The 20303-nt window shown below is 59.7% G+C and carries 18 protein-coding genes and 1 pseudogene; 7 read left to right on the top strand and 12 right to left on the bottom strand.

Annotated elements, in window-relative coordinates:
* Window positions 1-57: 57 nt before the first annotated feature.
* From LQ249_RS27215 to LQ249_RS27200, 4 genes are all read right to left on the bottom strand, one after another.
* Window positions 58-414, bottom strand: a complete 357-nt coding sequence (locus LQ249_RS27215) for a hypothetical protein (RefSeq protein ID WP_046381987.1) — start codon at window positions 412-414, stop codon at window positions 58-60.
* A gap of 94 nt (window positions 415-508) precedes the next feature.
* Window positions 509-814 carry a chorismate mutase gene (locus LQ249_RS27210; protein WP_079444759.1) on the bottom strand — a complete coding sequence of 102 codons (306 nt, stop codon included), beginning with the start codon at window positions 812-814 and terminating at the stop codon, window positions 509-511.
* A gap of 34 nt (window positions 815-848) precedes the next feature.
* Entirely contained in the window at window positions 849-2702 is a 1854-nt protein-coding gene (locus LQ249_RS27205) for an Lnb N-terminal periplasmic domain-containing protein (RefSeq protein ID WP_232566028.1), read from the bottom strand.
* A gap of 92 nt (window positions 2703-2794) precedes the next feature.
* Window positions 2795-3283 (bottom strand): DUF3015 domain-containing protein, encoded by a 489-nt coding sequence (locus LQ249_RS27200; protein WP_046381990.1) that lies wholly within the window; start codon window positions 3281-3283, stop codon window positions 2795-2797.
* A gap of 267 nt (window positions 3284-3550) precedes the next feature.
* Here LQ249_RS27200 and LQ249_RS27195 point away from each other — a divergent pair, with 267 nt between their 5' ends.
* Window positions 3551-5989, top strand: a complete 2439-nt coding sequence (locus LQ249_RS27195; RefSeq protein WP_017847320.1) for a Lon protease family protein — start codon at window positions 3551-3553, stop codon at window positions 5987-5989.
* Window positions 5990-6168: 179 nt separating this feature from the next.
* Window positions 6169-6486, top strand: coding sequence for a PA4575 family protein (locus LQ249_RS27190; RefSeq protein ID WP_017847321.1), 318 nt, complete (start codon window positions 6169-6171; stop codon window positions 6484-6486).
* 6 nt (window positions 6487-6492) lie between these two features.
* Here the strand turns inward: LQ249_RS27190 and LQ249_RS27185 are convergent, their stop codons facing one another.
* Window positions 6493-8316, bottom strand: coding sequence for a hypothetical protein (locus LQ249_RS27185; protein WP_232566027.1), 1824 nt, complete (start codon window positions 8314-8316; stop codon window positions 6493-6495).
* A 163-nt stretch (window positions 8317-8479) separates the two neighbouring features.
* Here LQ249_RS27185 and LQ249_RS27180 point away from each other — a divergent pair, with 163 nt between their 5' ends.
* The gene (locus LQ249_RS27180; RefSeq protein ID WP_017847323.1) at window positions 8480-8968 is read left to right on the top strand and encodes a TIGR00645 family protein; all 489 of its coding nucleotides are present in this window, start codon (window positions 8480-8482) and stop codon (window positions 8966-8968) included.
* Window positions 8969-8983: 15 nt separating this feature from the next.
* Here LQ249_RS27180 and LQ249_RS27175 read toward each other — a convergent pair whose 3' ends face one another.
* From LQ249_RS27175 to LQ249_RS27160, 5 genes and pseudogenes are all read right to left on the bottom strand, one after another.
* The gene (locus LQ249_RS27175; protein ID WP_057005107.1) at window positions 8984-10423 is read right to left on the bottom strand and encodes an ArnT family glycosyltransferase; all 1440 of its coding nucleotides are present in this window, start codon (window positions 10421-10423) and stop codon (window positions 8984-8986) included.
* Window positions 10424-10581: 158 nt separating this feature from the next.
* Window positions 10582-11370, bottom strand: coding sequence for a methyl-accepting chemotaxis protein (locus LQ249_RS31880; RefSeq protein ID WP_442439546.1), 789 nt, complete (start codon window positions 11368-11370; stop codon window positions 10582-10584).
* 111 nt (window positions 11371-11481) lie between these two features.
* Window positions 11482-12432 (bottom strand): annotated as a pseudogene (locus tag LQ249_RS31875) (PDC sensor domain-containing protein); the annotation flags it as partial.
* A gap of 442 nt (window positions 12433-12874) precedes the next feature.
* Window positions 12875-14017, bottom strand: coding sequence for an HD-GYP domain-containing protein (locus tag LQ249_RS27165; protein ID WP_232566026.1), 1143 nt, complete (start codon window positions 14015-14017; stop codon window positions 12875-12877).
* Between the two features lie 76 nt (window positions 14018-14093).
* Window positions 14094-15026, bottom strand: coding sequence for a chemotaxis protein CheV (locus LQ249_RS27160; protein WP_057005104.1), 933 nt, complete (start codon window positions 15024-15026; stop codon window positions 14094-14096).
* 550 nt (window positions 15027-15576) lie between these two features.
* Between LQ249_RS27160 and LQ249_RS27155 the strand changes: the two genes are divergently transcribed.
* A complete protein-coding gene (locus LQ249_RS27155; RefSeq protein ID WP_232566025.1) occupies window positions 15577-17049 on the top strand; it encodes a hypothetical protein in 1473 nt (490 codons plus the stop codon).
* The gene (locus tag LQ249_RS27150) at window positions 17031-17690 is read left to right on the top strand and encodes an ankyrin repeat domain-containing protein (RefSeq protein WP_186355083.1); all 660 of its coding nucleotides are present in this window, start codon (window positions 17031-17033) and stop codon (window positions 17688-17690) included. Before LQ249_RS27155 ends, LQ249_RS27150 begins: the two co-directional genes overlap by 19 nt.
* Here LQ249_RS27150 and LQ249_RS27145 read toward each other — a convergent pair.
* A complete protein-coding gene (locus LQ249_RS27145) occupies window positions 17656-18531 on the bottom strand; it encodes a WYL domain-containing protein (RefSeq protein ID WP_017847330.1) in 876 nt (291 codons plus the stop codon). The genes LQ249_RS27150 and LQ249_RS27145 overlap by 35 nt on opposite strands.
* 119 nt (window positions 18532-18650) lie before the next feature.
* Here LQ249_RS27145 and LQ249_RS27140 point away from each other — a divergent pair, with 119 nt between their 5' ends.
* Together LQ249_RS27140 and LQ249_RS27135 are read left to right on the top strand one after the other, a co-directional pair.
* A complete protein-coding gene (locus tag LQ249_RS27140; RefSeq protein WP_126587249.1) occupies window positions 18651-18908 on the top strand; it encodes a hypothetical protein in 258 nt (85 codons plus the stop codon).
* 32 nt (window positions 18909-18940) lie between these two features.
* Window positions 18941-19135 carry a hypothetical protein gene (locus LQ249_RS27135; RefSeq protein WP_046381997.1) on the top strand — a complete coding sequence of 65 codons (195 nt, stop codon included), beginning with the start codon at window positions 18941-18943 and terminating at the stop codon, window positions 19133-19135.
* Between the two features lie 10 nt (window positions 19136-19145).
* Here the strand turns inward: LQ249_RS27135 and LQ249_RS27130 are convergent, their stop codons facing one another.
* On the bottom strand, window positions 19146-20186 hold the full coding sequence (locus tag LQ249_RS27130; RefSeq protein ID WP_108525491.1) for an NAD(P)-dependent oxidoreductase: 1041 nt from the start codon (window positions 20184-20186) through the stop codon (window positions 19146-19148).
* Window positions 20187-20303: the final 117 nt, after the last annotated feature.

The raw sequence follows: 20303 nt of genomic DNA, 5'->3' as shown, positions 1-20303 counted from the left end.
TATAGCGTTTGGGCCATGTTCGCCGCACTTTAGTTTCGACGAATGTCTGAAAGCGACCTATTGCGAGCGATAAGCCTTGGCTGCGTCGCGATCCTTCTCCTGCTGCCAGGCGCGCTCGCGCTCGTCCCAGTGATGGTCTTTGTAGTCGCGCAACTCTTCGTTTTCGCGCATGGCCTTGCACTGGCGAAAGCCATCTTCCCAGCCTTCGGCGTATACGCGGTCTTTCAGATAACGCGGCACATTCTTGCGAAACTCCCCGGTAATCACCCCCGCGGCCTGGCGACCACTGCTGCAACCGTCATCGAAGCCATCGGCAAACGCCGGTGGATAGCCCTTGGCCAGCAACTCCTGATGGGTCGATTGGCAACCCGACAACCCCAGCACCGCACACAGCATTACTGCATACCGCCACATTACTCGCTCCCTGGCCGTTTCACGGCTGATAGGGGAAGTTTAGAAGGGGATTCGTCGGGGGGATGTGAAAGGGGGGTGAGAAAGGTGTTGGGTGCTATGTCGTCTGATGGCTGGCCAGCGCAGCATGCTCAGCCAATTCTTGCTGGATAAACGCCGCAATCATCGCGCGGTACACCTGTTCGGTGACGTCGGGATTGGCGCCGACCGTTTGGGACAGATTGCGCACTTTGCTGATCACCTGTTCGACGCGCTGTGGTGCCTTGACGCCGTCGGTGTCTTTTTTGAAGCGTGCCGCCTGGGAAACGTAGTGGCCGCGTTCGGCCAACAGGCTGACGATTTGCTGGTCGAGGCGGTCGATGTTGCTTCGGACTTCTTCAAGGGTGGTGCAGGTAACGGCCATGTTGAGTGAGCTCCTGATTCTGGTTGGGCGTTGGTCAGTAGTGATACCACTTCATCTCAAGCATTACCTCATTCACCGGCGTCGACAAGTGGCTGTACTCGCGTTGGGCGCTCAGGCGCAGGCCGAGGTTGCGCGACAATTCCCACTGCTGGTTCAGGCTGATGCTGCGCCGTACTTCGCCATTGGTGAAGAAATCTCCCTTGGCTTCCAGGCTCAGGTTGCCCAGCGGGTTTTTCCACAGTACGCCGGTGTTGAAACCGGCGGCGGGGGAGATGGCTTCGCTGAAGTCGTTGTTGTGTTCCACGCGCACGGTGCCGAGGGCGAAGCCGAGCATGTCGTCGCGCAGTTGCCAGGTGCCGCCGGCGCCGCCGTTGACGTGGGCGACCAGGGTTTCGTCGTCGTGTTTGCCCGGCACGCGTTCCAGGCCGCCGGTGACTTGCCATGACCAGGGTTGCAGCAACGCGTTGCGCGGAGTCAGGGAGCGGATGGTGGCCAGGTCCAGTTGCTGCAGTTGCCAGTGGTTGCCTTCGTACTGGCGCAGTTTCATTTGCAGGATCTCGATCTGCGCGCCGAGGGGGAAGCCTTCGGCGTTGTCGTTGAGGTCGTGGTAGGCCATGCGCAGGCCGTATTCGCCGAAGGCTTTGTCGCCACGCGTGCCGATGCCGGCTTGCCAGGTGCGTGATTCATGGCCGGTTTCCGGCAGGCCTGGGGGCGTGATCTTCAGGTCGGGCGCGGGGTTCTGGTTGATCGCACGCAGCAGTTCGAAGCTGCGTTGGGAGCGTTCGGTGTTGCGCTCCAGGCCATTGGCGCGGTAGCGGCCGAGGCGGTAGGCGGCGTCGATGATCAGCGCCTGGCGCTCGCGCGGCAACGCTTTAAACGCAGGCGCCTGCAGTTGTTTCTGGTCGTCGCTGACTTTCAGCACCCATTGCTGCTCGTCGCTGTCCAGCGGTTTGGCGCGTTCCAGCAACTCGCGCTCACGGGACGGGCGATAGTCGATCTTCTCGACCAGGCCGGCGTCTTTCACGGCCTTGACCGTGTCGGTGGGGATCGCAGTGAGCGGGAATTGCTCGGTCAGGCGCAGGCCGGGGCGGGCCACTTGCAGCAACTCCAACAGGCGGTAGGAGCAGTTTTCGTCGAAGAAGAAGTAGTCGAACTGGATCTGCTTGAGTTCCCACACGTGCTCGACCATGCGCTCGGTCTCGACCTGGGTCAGGTTCAGGCGGTATTCCCACAGGTCGCGGTTCTCCAGGCTGCGGTATTCGGAGAGTTTTTCCTGGTAGGGCACCAGGGCGAACAGGCCGGGGTAGCCGCCCATCAGGCCTTTCCAGGCGTAGAGGATGCTGTTGTCCGAGCCTTCGATGTACGCGCCGAAGTTGATCGCATAGCTGAGCAGCGCGGTGTTGTTGCTCTGCACGTCAGCCTGGTCGATGCGCAGCAGGGTGTGGCCGAACATCGATGAAGGGCTGTTGAGGTAGGCCGCCGGGAAGATCATCACCGCGCTATGGGGCGCGACGTCCTTGAACCATTGCTTGAATTCGTTGCAGCCCACGGCGGGCAGGTCGGTCAGTTGCAACCGGTCCTTGAGCCAGCGGGTACGTGCGGGGTAAACGCATTGTGCGTGTTTTTCACCCAGGCTGGCCGGCGCGTAGAGCGCGTCGACGGTGGCCTTGAGTTCGGCATCCGGGTGATGGGCGCCATCGGCGGCGAGGAAGAATTTTTTGTCGCTGACATAGCTGCGCCAGCCACTGACTTTGCCGGCTTCGTAATGGCCCAAGGACAACCAGAACGGATCGTTGGCCAATTGCTGCAAACGTTGATCATCAAGATGCGGCGCCGCATACAACGGGGCGCAGGCGAAGAGTGCCATCCAGGCAAGGCGTTTGAGCATAGGGGCAACTTAAGTCGGAAAAAGTGAGACCCAAGCGGGGAGGCGGGTCCAAAAATAAGACCCGCGCCTTGGAGGGCGCGGGCGGCTCGAGCTTAAGCCTGGGTTGCGTATTTCGCCAGGCGGGCATCACTTTTCAGTACAGCCAGGGTGTTGTTGTGGACATCGTCAGCGGTCACGTCGGCCTTGCTGAAGATTTGCTGGAAGTGCTCGTGGGTCACGGCAGCAAAGTGCTCGCGATCTTCTGGTGCAACGCCCAGTACCACGGCGTAGGTGGTCAGCGCCTCGCCATTGCCTTTGGCCATGTCTTCGGACAGCTCGTTCATCATGCCATTCATGGCAATCCACGATTTGCCGCCGTAGGTCAGGGCGCTGTTGGTGCTGCAACCGTTGGTGCCCGAGGTCATGCCGAAGGTAGCGTTGCCCGAGGTGCCGTTGGTGGTGGACGCCAGGAAGTGCGCCGGCGTGCCGCGCTGGCCTTCGAACAGCATGTTGCCCCAACCGCAGTTCGGGCCACCGGGTGATTCAGCCATTGCGTTGAGGGAAACGACGGTGAAGAGAGTACCGAGAAGGATCCGTTTCATAGCTTTGTTCTCTTTGTGTGCAAACCAATGGACAAGGGTTCAGGCGCAGTAACGCGCCTTAGGGGCCGGTTATTAGTCCAGCCCGCGCAGTTTGGAGTTTAGGCAGGTTCCAGGGGTTCCGTGATTTTTAATAAAACAATCAGAGATATCTCGATTTTTTTGTAGGACGCAGCCCGTGTCTATGCTTTACCTCAGGCGCGCCTTGCCAGAGCGCGTAACAGAGAGCCAGAATGCCGCCATCTGCCCCGCCTGATGTAAGGAAGCCCGATGCCTGATCCTGTTGCTGCCAGCTTGCGTCTAGCGCCCGAAGCGCTGACTCGCCCTTTCTCCGCTGAACAGTTCAGCTTCTCGACCACCAATGATTTGGAGCCCTTTCGCGGTGTGCTTGGCCAGGAACGTGCGGTTGAAGCCTTGCAGTTCGGTGTGGCCATGCCACGCCCCGGTTACAACGTGTTTGTCATGGGCGAGCCGGGCACCGGCCGCTTTTCGTTCGTCAAACGCTACCTGAAGGCCGAAGGCAAACGCCTGCAGACCCCGTCGGACTGGGTCTATGTGAATAATTTCGATGAACCCCGCGAACCCCGCGCCTTGGAACTGCCGGCAGGCGGCGCCGCGGCGTTCATCAGCGACATCAACGGCTTGATCGACAACCTGGTGGCGACCTTCCCGGCAGTGTTCGAACACCCGACGTATCAACAACGCAAAAGCGCTATCGACCGCGCGTTCAACCAGCGTTACGACAAGGCATTGGACGTGATCGAACGCCTGGCCCTGGAAAAGGACGTGGCGCTGTACCGCGACAGTTCCAACATCGCGTTCACCCCGATGCTCGACGGCAAGGCGCTGGACGAGGCCGAGTTCTCGCAGTTGCCGGAAGTCGATCGCGAGCGCTTCCACACCGATATTTCCGAACTGGAAGAACGCCTCAACGAAGAGCTGGCCAGCCTGCCGCAGTGGAAGCGTGAGTCGAACAACCAACTGCGTCAGTTCAACGAAGAAACCATCACCCTGGCCCTACAGCCATTGCTGTCACCGTTGTCGGAAAAGTACGCAGAAAACGCCGCCGTATGCGGTTACCTGCAAGCCATGCAGGTGTACTTGCTGAAAACCGTGGTCGAGCAATTGGTGGACGACGCCAAGACCGACGCCCAGGCCCGCAAGCTGCTCGAAGAACAGTACTGCCCGAGCCTGGTGGTCGGCCATCCGGTCAACGGCGGCGCCCCGGTGGTGTTTGAACCGCACCCGACCTACGACAACCTGTTCGGCCGGATCGAATACAGCACCGATCAGGGCGCGCTCTACACCACCTATCGTCAGTTGCGTCCGGGCGCCTTGCACCGGGCCAACGGCGGGTTCCTGATCCTCGAAGCCGAGAAGATGCTCAGCGAGCCGTTTGTGTGGGACGCCCTCAAGCGTTCCCTGCAGTCGCGCAAGCTGAAGATGGAGTCGCCGCTGGGCGAACTGGGCCGCCTGGCCACTGTGACGCTCAACCCGCAGATGATTGCGTTGCAGGTCAAGGTGATCATCATCGGTTCCCGCCAGTTGTACTACGCGTTGCAGGACGCCGATCCGGACTTCCAGGAAATGTTCCGCGTGCTGGTGGATTTCGACGAAGACATCCCGATGGTCGACGAAAGCCTCGAGCAGTTCGCGCAGTTGCTGAAAACCCGCACCTCGGAAGAGGGCATGGCGCCGCTGACCTCGGACGCGGTGGCGCGCTTGGCCACTTATAGCGCACGCCTGGCCGAACACCAGGGGCGGTTGTCGGCGCGCATTGGCGACTTGTTCCAACTGGTCAGCGAGGCGGATTTCATTCGCCACCTGGCGGGCGACGAAATGACCGACGCCGGCCACATCGAACGTGCGCTGAAGGCCAAGGCCACGCGCACCGGGCGGGTGTCGGCGCGGATTCTCGACGACATGCTCGCCGGGGTGATCCTGATCGACACCGCCGGTGCGGCGGTCGGCAAGTGCAACGGGCTGACGGTGCTGGAAGTCGGCGATTCGGCGTTCGGCGTGCCGGCGCGGATTTCCGCCACGGTGTACCCGGGCGGCAGCGGCATCGTCGACATCGAGCGTGAGGTCAACCTCGGCCAGCCGATTCACTCCAAGGGTGTGATGATCCTCACCGGTTACCTGGGCAGCCGTTATGCCCAGGAATTCCCGCTGGCGATCTCGGCGAGTATCGCGCTGGAACAGTCCTACGGTTATGTGGACGGCGACAGCGCGTCCCTGGGCGAGGCCTGTACCTTGATTTCGGCCTTGTCGAAAACCCCGCTCAAACAGTGTTTTGCCATCACCGGTTCGATCAACCAGTTTGGTGAAGTGCAGGCGGTGGGCGGGGTCAACGAGAAGATCGAAGGTTTCTTCCGCCTCTGCGAAGCGCGTGGGCTGACCGGCGAACAAGGCGCGATCATTCCGCAGGCCAACGTCGCCACGCTGATGCTCGATGAGAAGGTGTTGCAGGCCGTGCGCGCCGGGCAATTCCATATCTATGCGGTGCGCCAGGCGGATGAGGCGTTGAGCCTGCTGGTCGGCGAGCCGGCCGGTGAGCCGGACGCAGAAGGGCAATTCCCCGAAGGCACGGTGAATGCGCGTGTGGTCGAGCGTTTGCGCGCGATTGCCGAGATGATCAGCGAGGAAGACTTGAAGGAAGCTGAGAAGGAACTGGCGCTGCACGCGCAGGCGGAAGCCAAACCGAGCTGATCGGTTAGCCCGCCACTAAATTGACTCCAGGTTGGGGATCAACGCCCGTTGGTCCCTACAACCTTGGTTTATCGCGTTTTTCTTCTATTCTGAGCACTAGGGATATCCACCGGAGTCGCAGGATAGAAACAGTCTCGCCGTGCTTGAGGCTGAACGCCGATCTACCGAGGGTCGCCGCCATGCCGCGCAACCTTTGCCTGACCCGCCAGTGTCTGGGCCTGGGCACTCGCATCGAATGCTCCATTCGCCCTCTCGCGGGGGATAACGGAATGTGGACGTTGTTGTTTGCCGCTGGAATGACCGGTGAGCAGCCTTCGACCATCAAATCCCAGGGACCGTTTCCCGGGCCGTTCGTGGCCGAAACCTTCCTGCAATCAATCGTCGAAAACCTGACCCAGCAAGGCTACGAGCTGGCGCAGGAGCCGCAGATCTGGTGCCTGCATCTGCAGGCCCACCTGCGCCAGCTCAATAACGGGCAGGAATGCCTGGCCCTGTAGTCCCGGTTATTTGCCTTCGGGCTTGTCCAGCTTGACCTCGAAGCCGTATTGCACGGTGCTCAGGTTGGTACGCTGGTAGCTTTCCAGCTGGGTCGGCTGGCCGTAGAAGTAGTGCACATCAAACAACGCCGTGCCGTATTCCTCGGCGTGGTGGCTGACCCCGAGGATTTCCTTGAGGTAGTTGCCGCTGGCGTCCTTGGCATAGAAGCGCCAGCTGTCGGACGGGAACTGCGCCTGGTCGACGATCAGCGCGTTGTCCTTGAGCGACAGGCCCTTGGGCAGCTTGGCCACGTCGATCGTGGCTTGGTCGATGCTGGCCAGGAACAGCGGAATCGAGCCCACCACAAACGCCGGGTTCTCCGGGAACAGGTTGAGGTCGTAGGTGAGCGTGCCGCGTGCAGGGTTCAGCTCGAAGGCTTCGCTCGGCAACTCGATGGGCTCGCCGCGCTCGCCTTTTTCATTGGCTGTGAAAAACGTCACCGGGGCTTCGTCGCTGTTGCGTTCGGTGCCCGCCAATTCGTCGTTGAAGGTGTAGGGGTGGTCAAACACGATATGCGCGGCGCTGGCATCTTCGACGGACTGGCTGATGGTCACGCTGTTTTTCAGTTGGTCCTCGGTCATCGTCGCGGTTTTCAGCCAACTGGCGGTGCTGTCGTCATACACCGTTACCGCCATCGGCAAGGCTTGCACGGTTTTCTGCAGGCTGTTCTTGTCGAAGCGCAATACGGGCAGGTCGAGGTCCTTGCGGGTCAGCGTGGCCTTGGAAAAGTCCAGCACGTCGACCTGCAGCGTGTCGATCAGGCCATTGAAGTAGACCTTGGCGTAATGGCTGCTTTGCTGGTGTTCGAAGGCTTTCTGCTCGTCCGTCAGTTGTTTCCCAAACGCGTCCGACCAGGCTTTCTGCTTTTGCATCTGCGCCAGTTGTTTCTCGTAGAACGCCACCTGCGCGGCATTTTCGTTGATCGAGCCCGAGCGCGTGAGGAACTGCCCGGTACTGTCGCGGGCCTGCACCAGCAACGGGTCCGGTGATTCGTCGCCGACCTCCGCCGCCAGCGGTTCGTGGTTGGTCAGTTCGATCTCGGCGTAGTTTTTTTCCAGGCTCAGCAGGTTGAGGGTGATATTGCCCTCGGTGCGTGGGTGGCCGAGGTCTTTTTTCGACAGGTCGAACGTCAGCACCTTGCCCGGCGCGACCACCTCGACTGTACCTTTGAGGCTGACGGGCTGCGGCTGGCTCTTGTTGTCGGTCTCGATGCCGTCGATGAACGGGTAGGTCACCGTCAGGTCATCGGGGTTGGTCAGGTTGGAACTGCTGGGGCTCAACTGGATGCCGGGATCGGTTTCCGACCATTCCGGCTGGAAGGGGATGACTTTGCTGTTGCTCAAGGTCACCGACTGCCATTCCAGGCCGTGGGGGAACGGGAACTGGTCGGGGGTGTTGAAGTTGAACGGGAACACCGGCTGCAGATCGGTCAGGTAGTCGGAGTGGGAGGTCTTGCGCAGCACGAACAGGCCGTTGATGTAGGTGTCGACCAGGGCCTGGGGCGTGGGGTAGTGCTTGAGCAGGGCCAGGCTGTCTTCGCCGTATTCGGCTTCGATGGGCTTGCTGGCGAGCTTGACCCGCGCCCGTTCCAGCAACAACAGCGAACCGCCGAGGTCGGCGATGGCGTCGCGCAGTTTGGGGTCCTGGATACTGTCGAGCGACTGTTCGAACTGCTTGGTTTTCTCTTCGAGGGTGGTCTGCTTTTGCTCGTCGCTGGGAGAACAGCCACCGGCCAGCAGCAATGCCGCACACAGGCCGATGCTGGCCCAAGGGGAACGCACATCCATCATCTTGAGTTTTCCTGTCCGACGTCTTTGAGCCGAGTTGATGGCCTCGACACTAGCAGAAAAACGCTCTTACAGATGCCACTCAGGTCAGTTTTCTCGCGGTCACAGGTGTTGGGTAGCGGCTGGTATACTCGCCGTCATTTCTAACCACGCTGTGTGAGATTCAATGGAACGCTTTATCGAAAATACGATGTACGCCTCGCGCTGGTTGCTGGCGCCGATCTACCTGGGGTTGTCCCTGGGCTTGTTGATCCTGGCATTGAAATTCTTCCAGGAAATCATTCACGTCGTTCCCAATATCTTCAGCATGCTCGAATCGGAAGTGATCCTGCTGCTGTTGTCGTTGATCGACATGGCACTGGTCGGCGGCCTGCTGGTGATGGTGATGATCTCCGGCTACGAGAACTTCGTCTCGCAGCTGGACATCGATGAAAACAAGGAAAAGCTCAACTGGCTGGGCACCATGGACTCTTCCTCGCTGAAGATGAAAGTGGCCGCCTCCATCGTGGCGATTTCCTCCATCCACCTGCTGCGCATCTTCATGGATGCCAAGAACGTCGATCCGCAGCATTTGATGTGGTACGTGATCATCCACATGACCTTTGTGGTCTCGGCGTTCGCCATGGGTTACCTGGACAAGCTCACCAAGCACTGATCCCCCGCGCCGGCCTTACTGCCCGATGAAGTAGTAAGGCTGGCGATTGATTGCCATCTCCTTGATCACCGTGACCTTGCCGGTCAGTTGCTCCGTGTTATCCAGCAGCGCGACGTTGCCGGGGGCGGCGGCCAGGTAACTGTGCAGTTCGGGCTCGGTTTGCAGAATCGGCAAGTAGGCCTGCAGATAGAACACGCTGGCGCCATCGATACGCTCGTTGGGCCGGAACAACGCGACCTTTTTGCCTTCGGCCTGTAGCGCCTGGATCTGGCTCATCACGGGCACGAAGGACTGTTTTTTGTCGGCTTTTGGCGCGAACCAGAAAGCAGCGCTCAGGTAGCAGGCGATGAGCACGGTGAACACGCCGCCAATCACGATTTTATGCCGCTTATACAGCGCCGGTTTGTGATCTTTCAGCCAGTGCAGCAGCACCTGCGCATATTCCGCAGCCAGTACGGCGGCGGCTGGCGTCAGCGCCATCAGGTATACGGTGCGCTTGCTGGAAGCCAGGGTCAGCAGGGTGAATTGCGCCACCAGCCAGACGCAGAAAAACAGACGGTAGCGGTTGCGCACCAGGCTTTTACGGAAGTGCCACAACCCCAGGTACACCAGGATATTCCACGGCAAAAAGGCTTCGGGCAGTTTGGCGATGTAGTAGTAGAAGGGTTCGTAGTGCCCGGCTTCGACAAACGAGCCGCTGAACCGCCCGACGCTGTTGGTCCACAGCACTTCGCCCACCGCCTGCAGCCCGCCGCGCTGGAACAGAAACCCCAGCCAGATCAGCAGTGGCACCAAGGCCAGCAGGGTAAACAGTGCCGGCCGCAGCCAGTCGCCGATGCGCAGGCGTTTGTCCATCCAACTGGTGCAGGCCAGGTACACAAAGATCACGATGCCCGGCATCGCCAGGCCCAGCACGCCTTTGCTCAGGGTGGCGATCACCATCCCGGCCGTGAACAGGGCCCACGCCCAGGCGGTTGAGCCCTGGCGCTCGGACGCCGGCCGCATGGCCTGGTAGAACGCCAGCAGCGCGGTGGTCACACCCAGGCTGAGCAATGCATCTTCACCGACGCCGCGCACATTGCTCCAGTAACTGGCCATGGTCGCCAGGATCAGCGCCGCGCAGAACGCCAGTGTCTTTGGCCGCCCGAACGTGCGCAGCATCCCGTAAAGCAGCATCACGCTGAACAACCCGGCGAACGCCGAGGCCAGGCGCACGGCCCCGGGCGTGCCGCCAAACAGGCGGATCGCGCCGGCGTCGAGCCACAGGCTCAGGGGCGGTTTTTCCAGGAACGGCTCACGGAACAGCCGTGGCACCACCCAGTCGTTGTCCAGGTGCATGGCCATGGCGATCCCGCCGACGCGGGCTTCAGTGGAGCCTTGCAGTTCATGGTTACCAAGGGCGAAGAAGAACAACAGGCCAGCAAGCAGGAGCAGCAGAGGAACGGGACGCGTCATGGGGGCTGGTTACCGGGGCAGGGGGCCGTTCGAGGGAACGGCTCGCAATCGGTGAGTATAGGGGGGCGATTCTTAATATTTCATGAATGGGTACGAGGTTTGTGCAGGGGGACCGGGGCGGTGGTTTATTTCCGCCCCGGCTTCATTGCGGATGGGGGTTATGTCGCTTTGACTTTAAACCGGCTCAACCCTTGTTGCATGGAGCTGGCCCGTTCCGACAGGTCGCGGGCAGCCACCGCGCATTGTTGGGAGTTGGCCTGATTCTGCTGGGTGACTTCGTCGATCTGCTCCAGGCCGATACTGGCTTGCTGCAAGCCGGACGCCTGTTCACTCGAGGCTTGGTAGATCAGCGACACCAGGCTGGAAACGGTGCTGGTGCCGGTGACGATGTTTCGCAACGAGTCGGCCGTGCGACCGGCGATGACCATGCCGCGCTGTGTCTTGGTCGACGAGTCGGCGATCAGCGCCGCGGTTTGCTGGGCCGCTTCGGCACTGCGGGCGGCGAGGCTCCTGACTTCATCGGCGACGACGGCAAAGCCACGGCCCAATTCGCCGGCACGTGCCGCCTCGATCGCCGCGTTCAAGGCCAGCAGGTTGGTCTGGGCGGCGATGTTGTCGATGGTGGTGATGATCGCGGTGATGTCTTTGCCCGAGTTGTCGATTTCGGTCATGGCGGCGATCAGTTCGCTCATCAGCTTGTCACTTTCCCCGGCGTCGGCGCGTGAGGCCTGGGATTGTTCGTCGGCCTTTTTCGCGTTGGCGGCGTTGTCGGTGGTCTGCGCGGCCATTTGCGTCATGACGGCACTGATCTCAGTGATGGACGACGCCGAGTTGGACGCCCCGTCGGACAACGACTGGCTCAACTCGGTGACTTGTGCGGAGCTGCCGGTGATTTGCGTGGCGCTGGCCTGCACCTGGGAAATCAAGGTGTTCAAGTTGCCGACCATTTTTTCCAGGGACTTGCCCAACGTGTCGTTGGGGGAAGACAAACGCACTTCCAGGTCCAGATCGCCTTCGGAGATACGTTCAGCCACACGGACCTGACGCTGCAGGCTTTCGGACATCTCGTTCAAGGCCAAGGACAACTGGCCGACTTCATCGTCGGATTTTTGCACCAGGCGACGCGAGAAATCCCCCAGGCTGATGTTGGCAGCCAAGGCGGCGGCTTCACGAATCGGCCCGACGATTTTTGCGGTGGCGAACCACAGCGCCAGCAATGCCAGTACCGAGATACCCAGGCCGACCGAGACCTGCCAGATACTGCTGCTGACACCACGGGATTGCAGTTCCTTCTCCAGGGCAATCGCCTGGCTCATGACCACCGCCTTGGGCAGGTGGATCAAGATGGCCCAGGGTTTTTCGGTGCGGCCCAGGATGATCGGCATCTGTACTTCGATTTCCTGGGACTCCTGGTTGAGGCGACTGTCGCCCTGGCCTTTCTGCACATTGGCCAGCACCTTGTCCCAGGTGTCGGGTAGCAATGCCTTCAATGACTGGCCGATCAGTTCCGGCCGTTTACTGTCGGCTACCACCAAGCCCTGGTTGCTCAGGATCGACACCGAACCTTTGCCGCCGTAGAGGTCGGCGGACATTTGCTCGCTGAGTTTCTGGATAAACGAGATGTCGAAGTCTGCGCCGACCACGCCGTAAAACTTGCCATTGGCGGTGATCGGCACCGAGAGCGTGGTCAGCCACACATTTTTGCCTTGCACCACGTAGGGAAGGGGGTCGAGCACGCTTTCTTTCAGGGTGTCCCGGGGGCCGCTGTACCAGCCGCCCTTGAGCACGCCATTGGGGTGGCGGGCATCGGAGTCGTATTCGACCAGCGGTTGCACGGCGATATGGCCGTCCGAGCCGCGTGTCCAATAGGGCGTGAAGCGGCCGGTCAACGGGTTGTTACCGCCTTCGTTGTTACGAAACGCTTGGTCCTGGCCGTCCACCGCATCCGGCTCCCAGCACGAATACGTGCCGTTGAAGTCGGGGTTGTCCTTGAGCACGCTGAGCAACATTGTATTGATTTGATCGCGGCCCAGTGCCAGCGGGCTTTGTGCACTTTTACTCGCGCCCAGCGTATTGGCCAGCGTGCGTGCCGAGTCCAAGGCATTTTGCAGTTTCGCCCTGATCGCATTGGCACGGGACTCCGCCAGGTTTTGTACTTCGCGAATGGTGCCGCTTTCGATCAATGTTGAAACTTCGGTGCCCACGTAGGCTTGATTGGCGGTTGAGGAGTACAACCCATATAACACCAGGCTTGCGCAAGAGATTAACAGGCAGAGTCCGGCGGTGAAGCAAATCCGAGTCTGTAATGAGTTGAATTTCATGGTATTTCCTGCCCACGCTAGTAGTTGCCGACATAATTGGATGGCGGCATTTCAGTTTTTTTGTTCGCAAGGCTTACTGCTTGATCATGGGCTGCTTGAGCATATAAATGCAGTACAGCTGGGGCGTCGCTTAGTTCTGCTCGGACGCCTCATCGTCGAGCCAGAGACGTTCGGTGTTTTTAAAGCCATAACGCTGTGACGGCACGCGCGCAATGATGCGATCGGTTTGTTCGGGATCACTCAGGTCGATTATTTTTGGGGTGATATAAATATTCAACACCGGCACGAAGAACAACTTAATCTTTGGCGTCAATAAAGAGTCGGGGTGTTGTTCGATCACCACGCCGATACTGCCACTTTTCAACTGAACGATAGACCCCACCGGATAAATACCCACGGACTTCAAAAACGCGCGGAACACCTCGTCGTCGAAATGCCCGTCCCATGTCGACATTTGCTGGATGGCGACCGCGGGGTCCCAGCCTTGGTTGTAGGAACGATCCGAGGTGATTGCATCGTAGACATCGCAAACGGCGGCCATTCGCGCAAAAAGACTGATCTGGTCGCCGACCAACTGATGGGGGTAGCCGCTGCCGTCCACCCGCTCATGGTGATGCAGGCAGACATCCACGACCATGTCGCACATCTGCGAAGTCGCCAACAGGGTTTTTTCACCTTCCAGCGGGTGCGTGCGTATCAGTTGCAATTCGTCACCGCTCAAGCGCCCGGGCTTGTTGAGGATCGCGCCCGGTATGGCCATTTTGCCGATGTCATGCAGCAGGCCGGCCATCCCGACCCGGCGAATCAACACGGCGGGCAGGTTCAACTGGTTGCCCAGGGCAATCATCAGTGCACACACGGCGACCGAATGCATATAGGTGTAATCGTCGAGGCTTTTCAGGCGTGCCAGGCTGATAAAGGCATTGGGATGGCGGGCGATCGACGCGGAAATGTCGTCGACCAGTACGCTGATATTCTCCAACTCCAGGGCGCGGCCCATGCGGACATGGCTGAACATCTCGACCACGGCGGTCTTGGCGCGGGCACAGATTTCCTGGGCGGCAACGAGCTCGTTGTTCATGCAGGTGGGAGTGATCGTCGCCGCTGCGGGCGCAGGGGGCGGCTCTGCTGACTGGGGCGTCTCGGGTAGCTGCGCGCCGCAGCCCATGGCGCATTGGATATCCGCCTGCGCGTCGCGTGCGCGGCCTTGCCAGAAGGGCCTGGCCTCGCCGTTGTCTGGCGCCAGATGATAGAGCTCATTACATTTCAACATGATTTGCCCTCTGTTGATTTTGTTCTTATTCGTTTCCTTGCAGCCTCCTTGGCTTGAGTGTTGTTGTCGTAGAGCGTCAGTTCGTGTTGACGGCTTTGATACGTGAGACGACGCGGCCGGCCAGGTCATCGGGGCGGAACTTGGCCAGGAAGTCGTCGGCCCCGACTTTCTTGACCATGGCCTGGTTGAAGCCCCCCGAGAGCGAGGTGTGCAGCACAATGTGCAGGTTGGCCATGCGCGGGTCGTTGCGGATCTCGGCGGTCAAGGTGTAGCCGTCCATCTCCGGCATCTCGATGTCGGAGATCATCATCAGAAACTCCTCATCCGGCTTGCGCCCTTCGTCGAGCATGGCGCGCAGGTAGTCCAGCGCTTGTCGGCCATCGTTCAAGGCCACTACCTCGACGCCCACGGTTTCCAGGCAGCGGGTCACCTGTTTGCGCGCGACCATCGAGTCGTCCACGGTCAACACCCGCAGGTGTCGCGCCTGCTGGGTGACTTCGTGATCGATTACGCCGCTGGATATTTCCTCGGACGATGGCGATATTTCTGTCAGCACCTTTTCAACATCGATGATCTCGACCAGGCGGTCGTCCGTGCGGGTGACGGCCGTCAGGTAATTGTTCTCACCACTGCCCTTGGGCGGCGGATGGATGTCTTCCCAGTTCAGATTGACGATGTGTTCGACCGCGTAGACGAGGAAACCCTGAACGCGATTGTTGTACTCCGTAAGTATTATAAAAGCGCTTTCCTGATCCTCGACTCCGGGCAGTCCCGTTGCCATGGCCAGGTCAAGAATAGGGATGCAGACACCCCGGATATTGGCCACGCCACAAATATTGTTATTAGACTTTGGTATCGATGATAACTTCGGGCAGCGGATAACTTCACGAACTTTGAATACGTTGATCCCGTACAGTTGGTGGTTGTTGAAGCGGAACAGCAACAGTTCGAGCCTGTTCTGCCCGACCAGTTGTGTGCGGCTGTTAACGGAGGCCAATACACCGGTCATACACACTCCTTAAACCTGGTTGAACAGCGCTGATGTCGTAATGACATTAGCATATGTAGGGGGATGTAAAATATATGTGAAAATAAAAGAATGCCAGGCTTGGTCGTTAAAGCGATATGAAGTCAGCTGAATGTCTTTTCGCACAGTTGTTTTAAATGCTTAGTTGGCTAACTTATTGTTTGTTATTGTTGAGAATGATTTAGATCGAAGGTTTTAGATGATCTGCAACATTCGATAGTTCATATAGCCCAAGTCGGAGTCGAGGCATGACCGCCGCTGATGATCCTTGCGGGTGCCGGGCACATCGATCTCGCGCATGCGTTGCAAAGGCACGTCGATGCATAAGTCGATGGGCCGCGTGTAAACAGAAGCGGGGTGGCTGAACCGTTCATATATCTGTTTCGGCCGAACCCTGGCGATGGTCGAGAAGCGTCTAGTCCGGGCCTGAGAACCTGCTCCATTTGTTTACCTGTACGGACAAACATCGTGGACGGGGTCGCTGATTTTGCTTAGGGTGTGGCCATTCGATATTACTGGCAAGGTGGTCTGCATGCAGCGCGAACAGTTCCTGGCGCAACCTGAAGTTGAGTCCTTCATCGCATGGCTTGCAGCGAACTTGCCGACGCTGACCTTCAAGCTGCGCTTCAAGTCGAGCAAATTCGTGCCTGGCGGTTTGACGGCTGATGTCCAGGGCATCGAGCAGGTGCTGGGGCACTATCGCTGGAAGGCAAGCTGGCAGGATGCTCACCAATGCTCGGTGGATTCACGCACCTGGGCTGAAACCCAACGCTCTCTCGGGCAACTTCGCGAATGGCTGACGAGTGCGGTCAATCAGGGGAATGACCAGCAAGCGCTTCAAGCCTGCCTGCAGATTCTTCGTTGGGGCGGTGTGCGGGGCGCCATTCCGTTTTTGCACCGGCTGGCCGCAAACGGCAAGCTGTCGAGCTATCTGCAAAAGATGGCCGGGCTGATGTCGCTCGATGGCAAAAATGACCTGGATGATCTCGATGCGATCAGCGTCGAGCGTTTCGATGCGGGCCTGACCAAGATTCATGCGTTGTTTGATTCGTCGGGCTCCCCCATCTATGACAGCCGCGTCGGCGCAGCGATAGGCATGCTGTATTCACTGTTTCGCCAGCAATGGACCGGGAGCGGCAAACCCTTGTTGGCTTTCCCGTCCGGAGCCGCTCGTGGCAGCCAGATCCGCAACCCCGGAGCATTTTTGAACGGCCTGGCCGCGCCTCAGTTCTCTTCGATCAGCTATGAGACATGGGCCCGCTGGCAAGTGCGGTTGGGCTGGATTATCCGCGCCGTGCTTGAGCGCACCGGCTGGTTCGCCGAGCAAGGCGCGCTGCCTGCGCGGTGCCATGCGTTCGAGGCGAGCCTGTTTGTGCTTGGCTATGACCTGCGGTGCTTTGGGTGGACGCCTAAGTCAGCCGTGCCGGTGGTTGACCTGCCGGAACCCGAAGAACGTGACAGCACGGGCTGGGTGCCGACGGGGAACCCTTTCAGTCAGGTCATCAACGACTATCTGCTGTTCCGTCGCCAGGGTGGAAAAAGCGATAAAGCCTCGTTCGTTGACTGGTTGTCGACTCATCCGCACCACGCACGTCCGATCTCGCGGGCTACCGCTCAGGACTACTGTTTTGCGTTTTCGATGCAGGAGTTCGACCTCTTCGACCGCTCCCTTGAAGCGCTGGAGCGGATTGTCGCCGGTGGCGAGGACGGCTTGCGTGCCGTCTTGGCGAGCGAGGCGCTGGAGCCTTTCACCTTGGGCGATGAGCGCGTCAGCGTGTGTCTGGTAGACGTCATGATCACGGGGCGGGCGTATCAGCGAGAGTCGACCGGTGACGCGCGCGTCGAGTCGATCTTGAGCGCCGGGTACGCCGGCACGAAAAACAGCGCAAACACACTGATGGCCCTGGGACGCAACGTGGGCAAGCACTTCGGTCTGTTGGACGACAAGCATTTGCCTACGCCGCTCTTCGAGCGTTTCTTCGGCGCATGTTCGCTCGAGGCGTGACGCTCACGACGTTGTGTGTGGGGCGGCCGATCACTCTGTTTGAGCGCATCGATGATCGCGCCGAGCTTGGCCTCAGCGACTGGCACCTCTGCGTGCTGTTCGATGAGGCGCCGCCTCTCGATCCGTCCGGCTTGAATCAGCGTGACCTGGCGGGTGACACGCCGCTGGACATGGCTTACCGGCTGAACCGCAGCGGCCTGATCGACACGCTGGAGTCACTCGGCGCCCAGGGCAACCCGCAGATTCGCGGCTGGGCCGGCCTGGGCAGCTTCATGCCCCACGACAAATACATCCACCTGCCTGCGCGATACGGCAATGTCAAAACCCTGCAAGCCCGCTACCGCCTGGGTGCCAGCCTCAATGACCGCGATGGGCTGGGGAACACGCCACTGCATTGGCTGCTGCTCAATGGCCACTTGAAGGCCGCGCGGTACTTCATCGACCGCGCCATGACGTTCGGTCTTGATCTGGGCGCGAAGAATCACCAGGGCAATACGCTGCGCAATATTGCTCTGCTCAACGGCCAGCATGAACTGGCACAGCGCTTACTCGCGGCCGAGATCGACAATTGCCTGCGTGCGCTGCGCCTCTGGCAGGACATGCGCCTCAATCATGCATCAACCACGGTCTCAACTCTTTGAGATTGGTGACCACGATCTGCTGGGCCTCGGGGTTGGTCGCCTGGTTGCGCGGGTCGACCTGATAGCGGCGCAAGACGTACTTCACCAGTGCCTTGCGACTGGACACCACCAGTTGCCCGTCGGTCATGCCGAAGTCGGTTTCGATGATGGCCTGCTGCGCCGCGTTCAAGCGGCCATCGGGGGCGAAGATGATTGGCACTTCGGTATTCCAGTCTTCGTCCAGTTCCCGTGTGTTCTGCGACGCGTCGAGCAGGTCCGGCTCACCGCGCAGGCGGCTCAGCACAAAGTCGCGGTACTGCCGATTCTTCTCGCAGTAAGCGCGCACATGCCAGCGCATCCCGGTGTACACCAGGGTGTGAGGGGCAATCAGGCGGATTTCCACGTTCGGGGTATTGAGCGATACGTACTCGGTCTCCAGGCGCAGACCGTCGCGGCATGCCGCGAGCAAGGGGCGCAGGATCTCTGGCCGGATCGGCCGGTCCGGCACTTCGAGCACCTTGGTATGGGCATATGCCAGGGCCAGGCCTTCGATGTGCGGCGCCCGTTCATTGTTCTGGTAAAGCAGGTGCAGGTAGGCACTGGCGCTGTCATCGATGAACAGCGGCTTGAAGTGTTTGCTCGGTACATAGCCCTTGCGTTGCTTGTCATATGTCAAGTTTCGGGGCGCATGTTCATTGATGTAGGTATTGATGTCCTTGGAGGCTTGCTGGCGGCTGATGCCGAAGCTCTGGATCAAGTGCCCCGTGGTCAGGCGGCCTTCCCACCAGGCGACGGTCTCGATCAAACGATAGCGAAGTGCCAGGTCCCAGCGCACTTGTTCGATGGATTGCTTGCGTTTCATACCTGCTCCATGTGCGTGAATACTTTACCTGTATAAGTCTACATTCTAGACCTGTCGTAAATCACTACATATCGTGTCGCTGTCTTCGGAATATCTCGAAGGGATGGAAGGATGTGAACATGAGTATGTCGGAAGTGGTTTCGACGGGGGCATTGGCGGTGATGGGGATCATCCTGCTGGTGCTGGTACAGCATTGTTTGAAGTTGAGCGAGCTTTGGAAAATGCTTGCCCATTATCAGAAGGATCTGCGTTTGGCGCAGATCTTGGACATGGAAAACCGCGAGCTGCGGTCGGCGTTGCGCGCCGAGCGAGAACACGTCGCGCAGTTGCAGCGCAAGCTGGAATTGCTGCAAGCGCTGCTCCCGGTCACAGAATAATCCGCAGTATCGCCATCCAGGAGAACCCATTCATGCCGATAAAACCCAGACCCTTCACCTTTGTGTGTGAAGACTGCAAGTGGAAGAAAACCATTGCGCCGCGCAGTGACGCGCTGATGCCCGGCGACTGGTTCGCGAGCTGTCCGAAATGCGGAAGCACAGCCCTGAAAATGCGCGCGGCCGGTTGGCTGGAGGCAGCGCTGGCGGAGTGTGTGGCGCGGCGCTAGGCGTCGACAGCTACAGGCTGAACGCGTGGATCTTGTCGACGATCTGGCGTGAAGCCGTCCTGATTGCCGTTGCGGTATTGCCCGCGATATGCGGCGTCAGTTGTGCGTTGGCAATGCCTGCCAGCGGTGAGTTGAAGCGGTCCTTTTCTTGGGCAAAGGTATCGATGGCGACTGCTTTGATATGCCCGGGAAAGCGGGTCATGAACGCTGCCAGTTGGTCCTCGTCGACGATGCCACCGCGGGCGGTATTGATTAGGATCGAGCCCGGGCGCATCTGGCTGAACGCTGTACTGCCGAACAGGCCCCGTGTGAGCGGCGTGAGTGGTGTATGGATCGAGACGACATCGGCTTCGCCGAGCAACTGCGAGAGGGTTGGTCTTCGATCAAGCCCAAGGTCCCGTGCGACCTGATCGGTAAAGCGCTCCGAACCGGTGGCGATGACCTTGATGCCGAGTGCCCGCGCCTTGCGAGCGACCTGTTGGGCAATGCCGCCAGTGCCCACCAGCCCCAGCGTCAGCTCGGAGAACTCCTGGCCGGGAGGTAGGCTGCCCTTGGACCAGTGGCCTTTATGGGTTTCGGTGTTGTAGTGGCTGAGGTCCCTGGATAAAAACACCGCTTGGGCCACCACGTATTCAGCGACGGCCGTGGCGTTGGAACCTGGTGTGTTCAGTATCGTCACGCCAGTGCGCTCGGCCTCTTGCCGGTCGATGTGGTTAAGCCCTACGCCTGCCTGGGCGATGGCGCGCAACGGTGTTGCCAAGGCAGGGGAGGCGGCGGCGCTGATCAGTTCGCCATCGAGGGGGATGTTCAGGCGCGTCTTGAACACGCTGTAGCCCCCAGCCTGGATTACCGCCGCGATGAAGGCGGACTTGTCGTGGCAATTGATCTGGGCGTATTGAATGCGCTCGCCGTAGTGGTTCCTGATGCTGTCCTGGTCGGTGAAATAATGAAGGTTCAGGGTGACGGCCAGCCCCAGTTCAAGGAATCGGTCGATTTCCTCAAATAGCAGCGGCGGGCCAGGGGCGTCCAGTATCAGGGTGGTGAATGCCATGCGCGTGATCCTCTTGAAAGAGTGCCTGAGTCCCCCGGCCGCCTCGATGACGTCCTTGTTCGCATTCCACCATAGAGCGTGAAGCCGCGTTATTCACGTTCCAGGCATAACGGGAGC

Source organism: Pseudomonas sp. 7-41 (genome assembly GCF_021233075.1).
Classification (GTDB): domain Bacteria; phylum Pseudomonadota; class Gammaproteobacteria; order Pseudomonadales; family Pseudomonadaceae; genus Aquipseudomonas; species Aquipseudomonas veronii.
The sequence above is the reverse complement of the archived record's forward strand: the minus strand, read 5'-3'. Positions and strand labels throughout refer to the sequence as shown.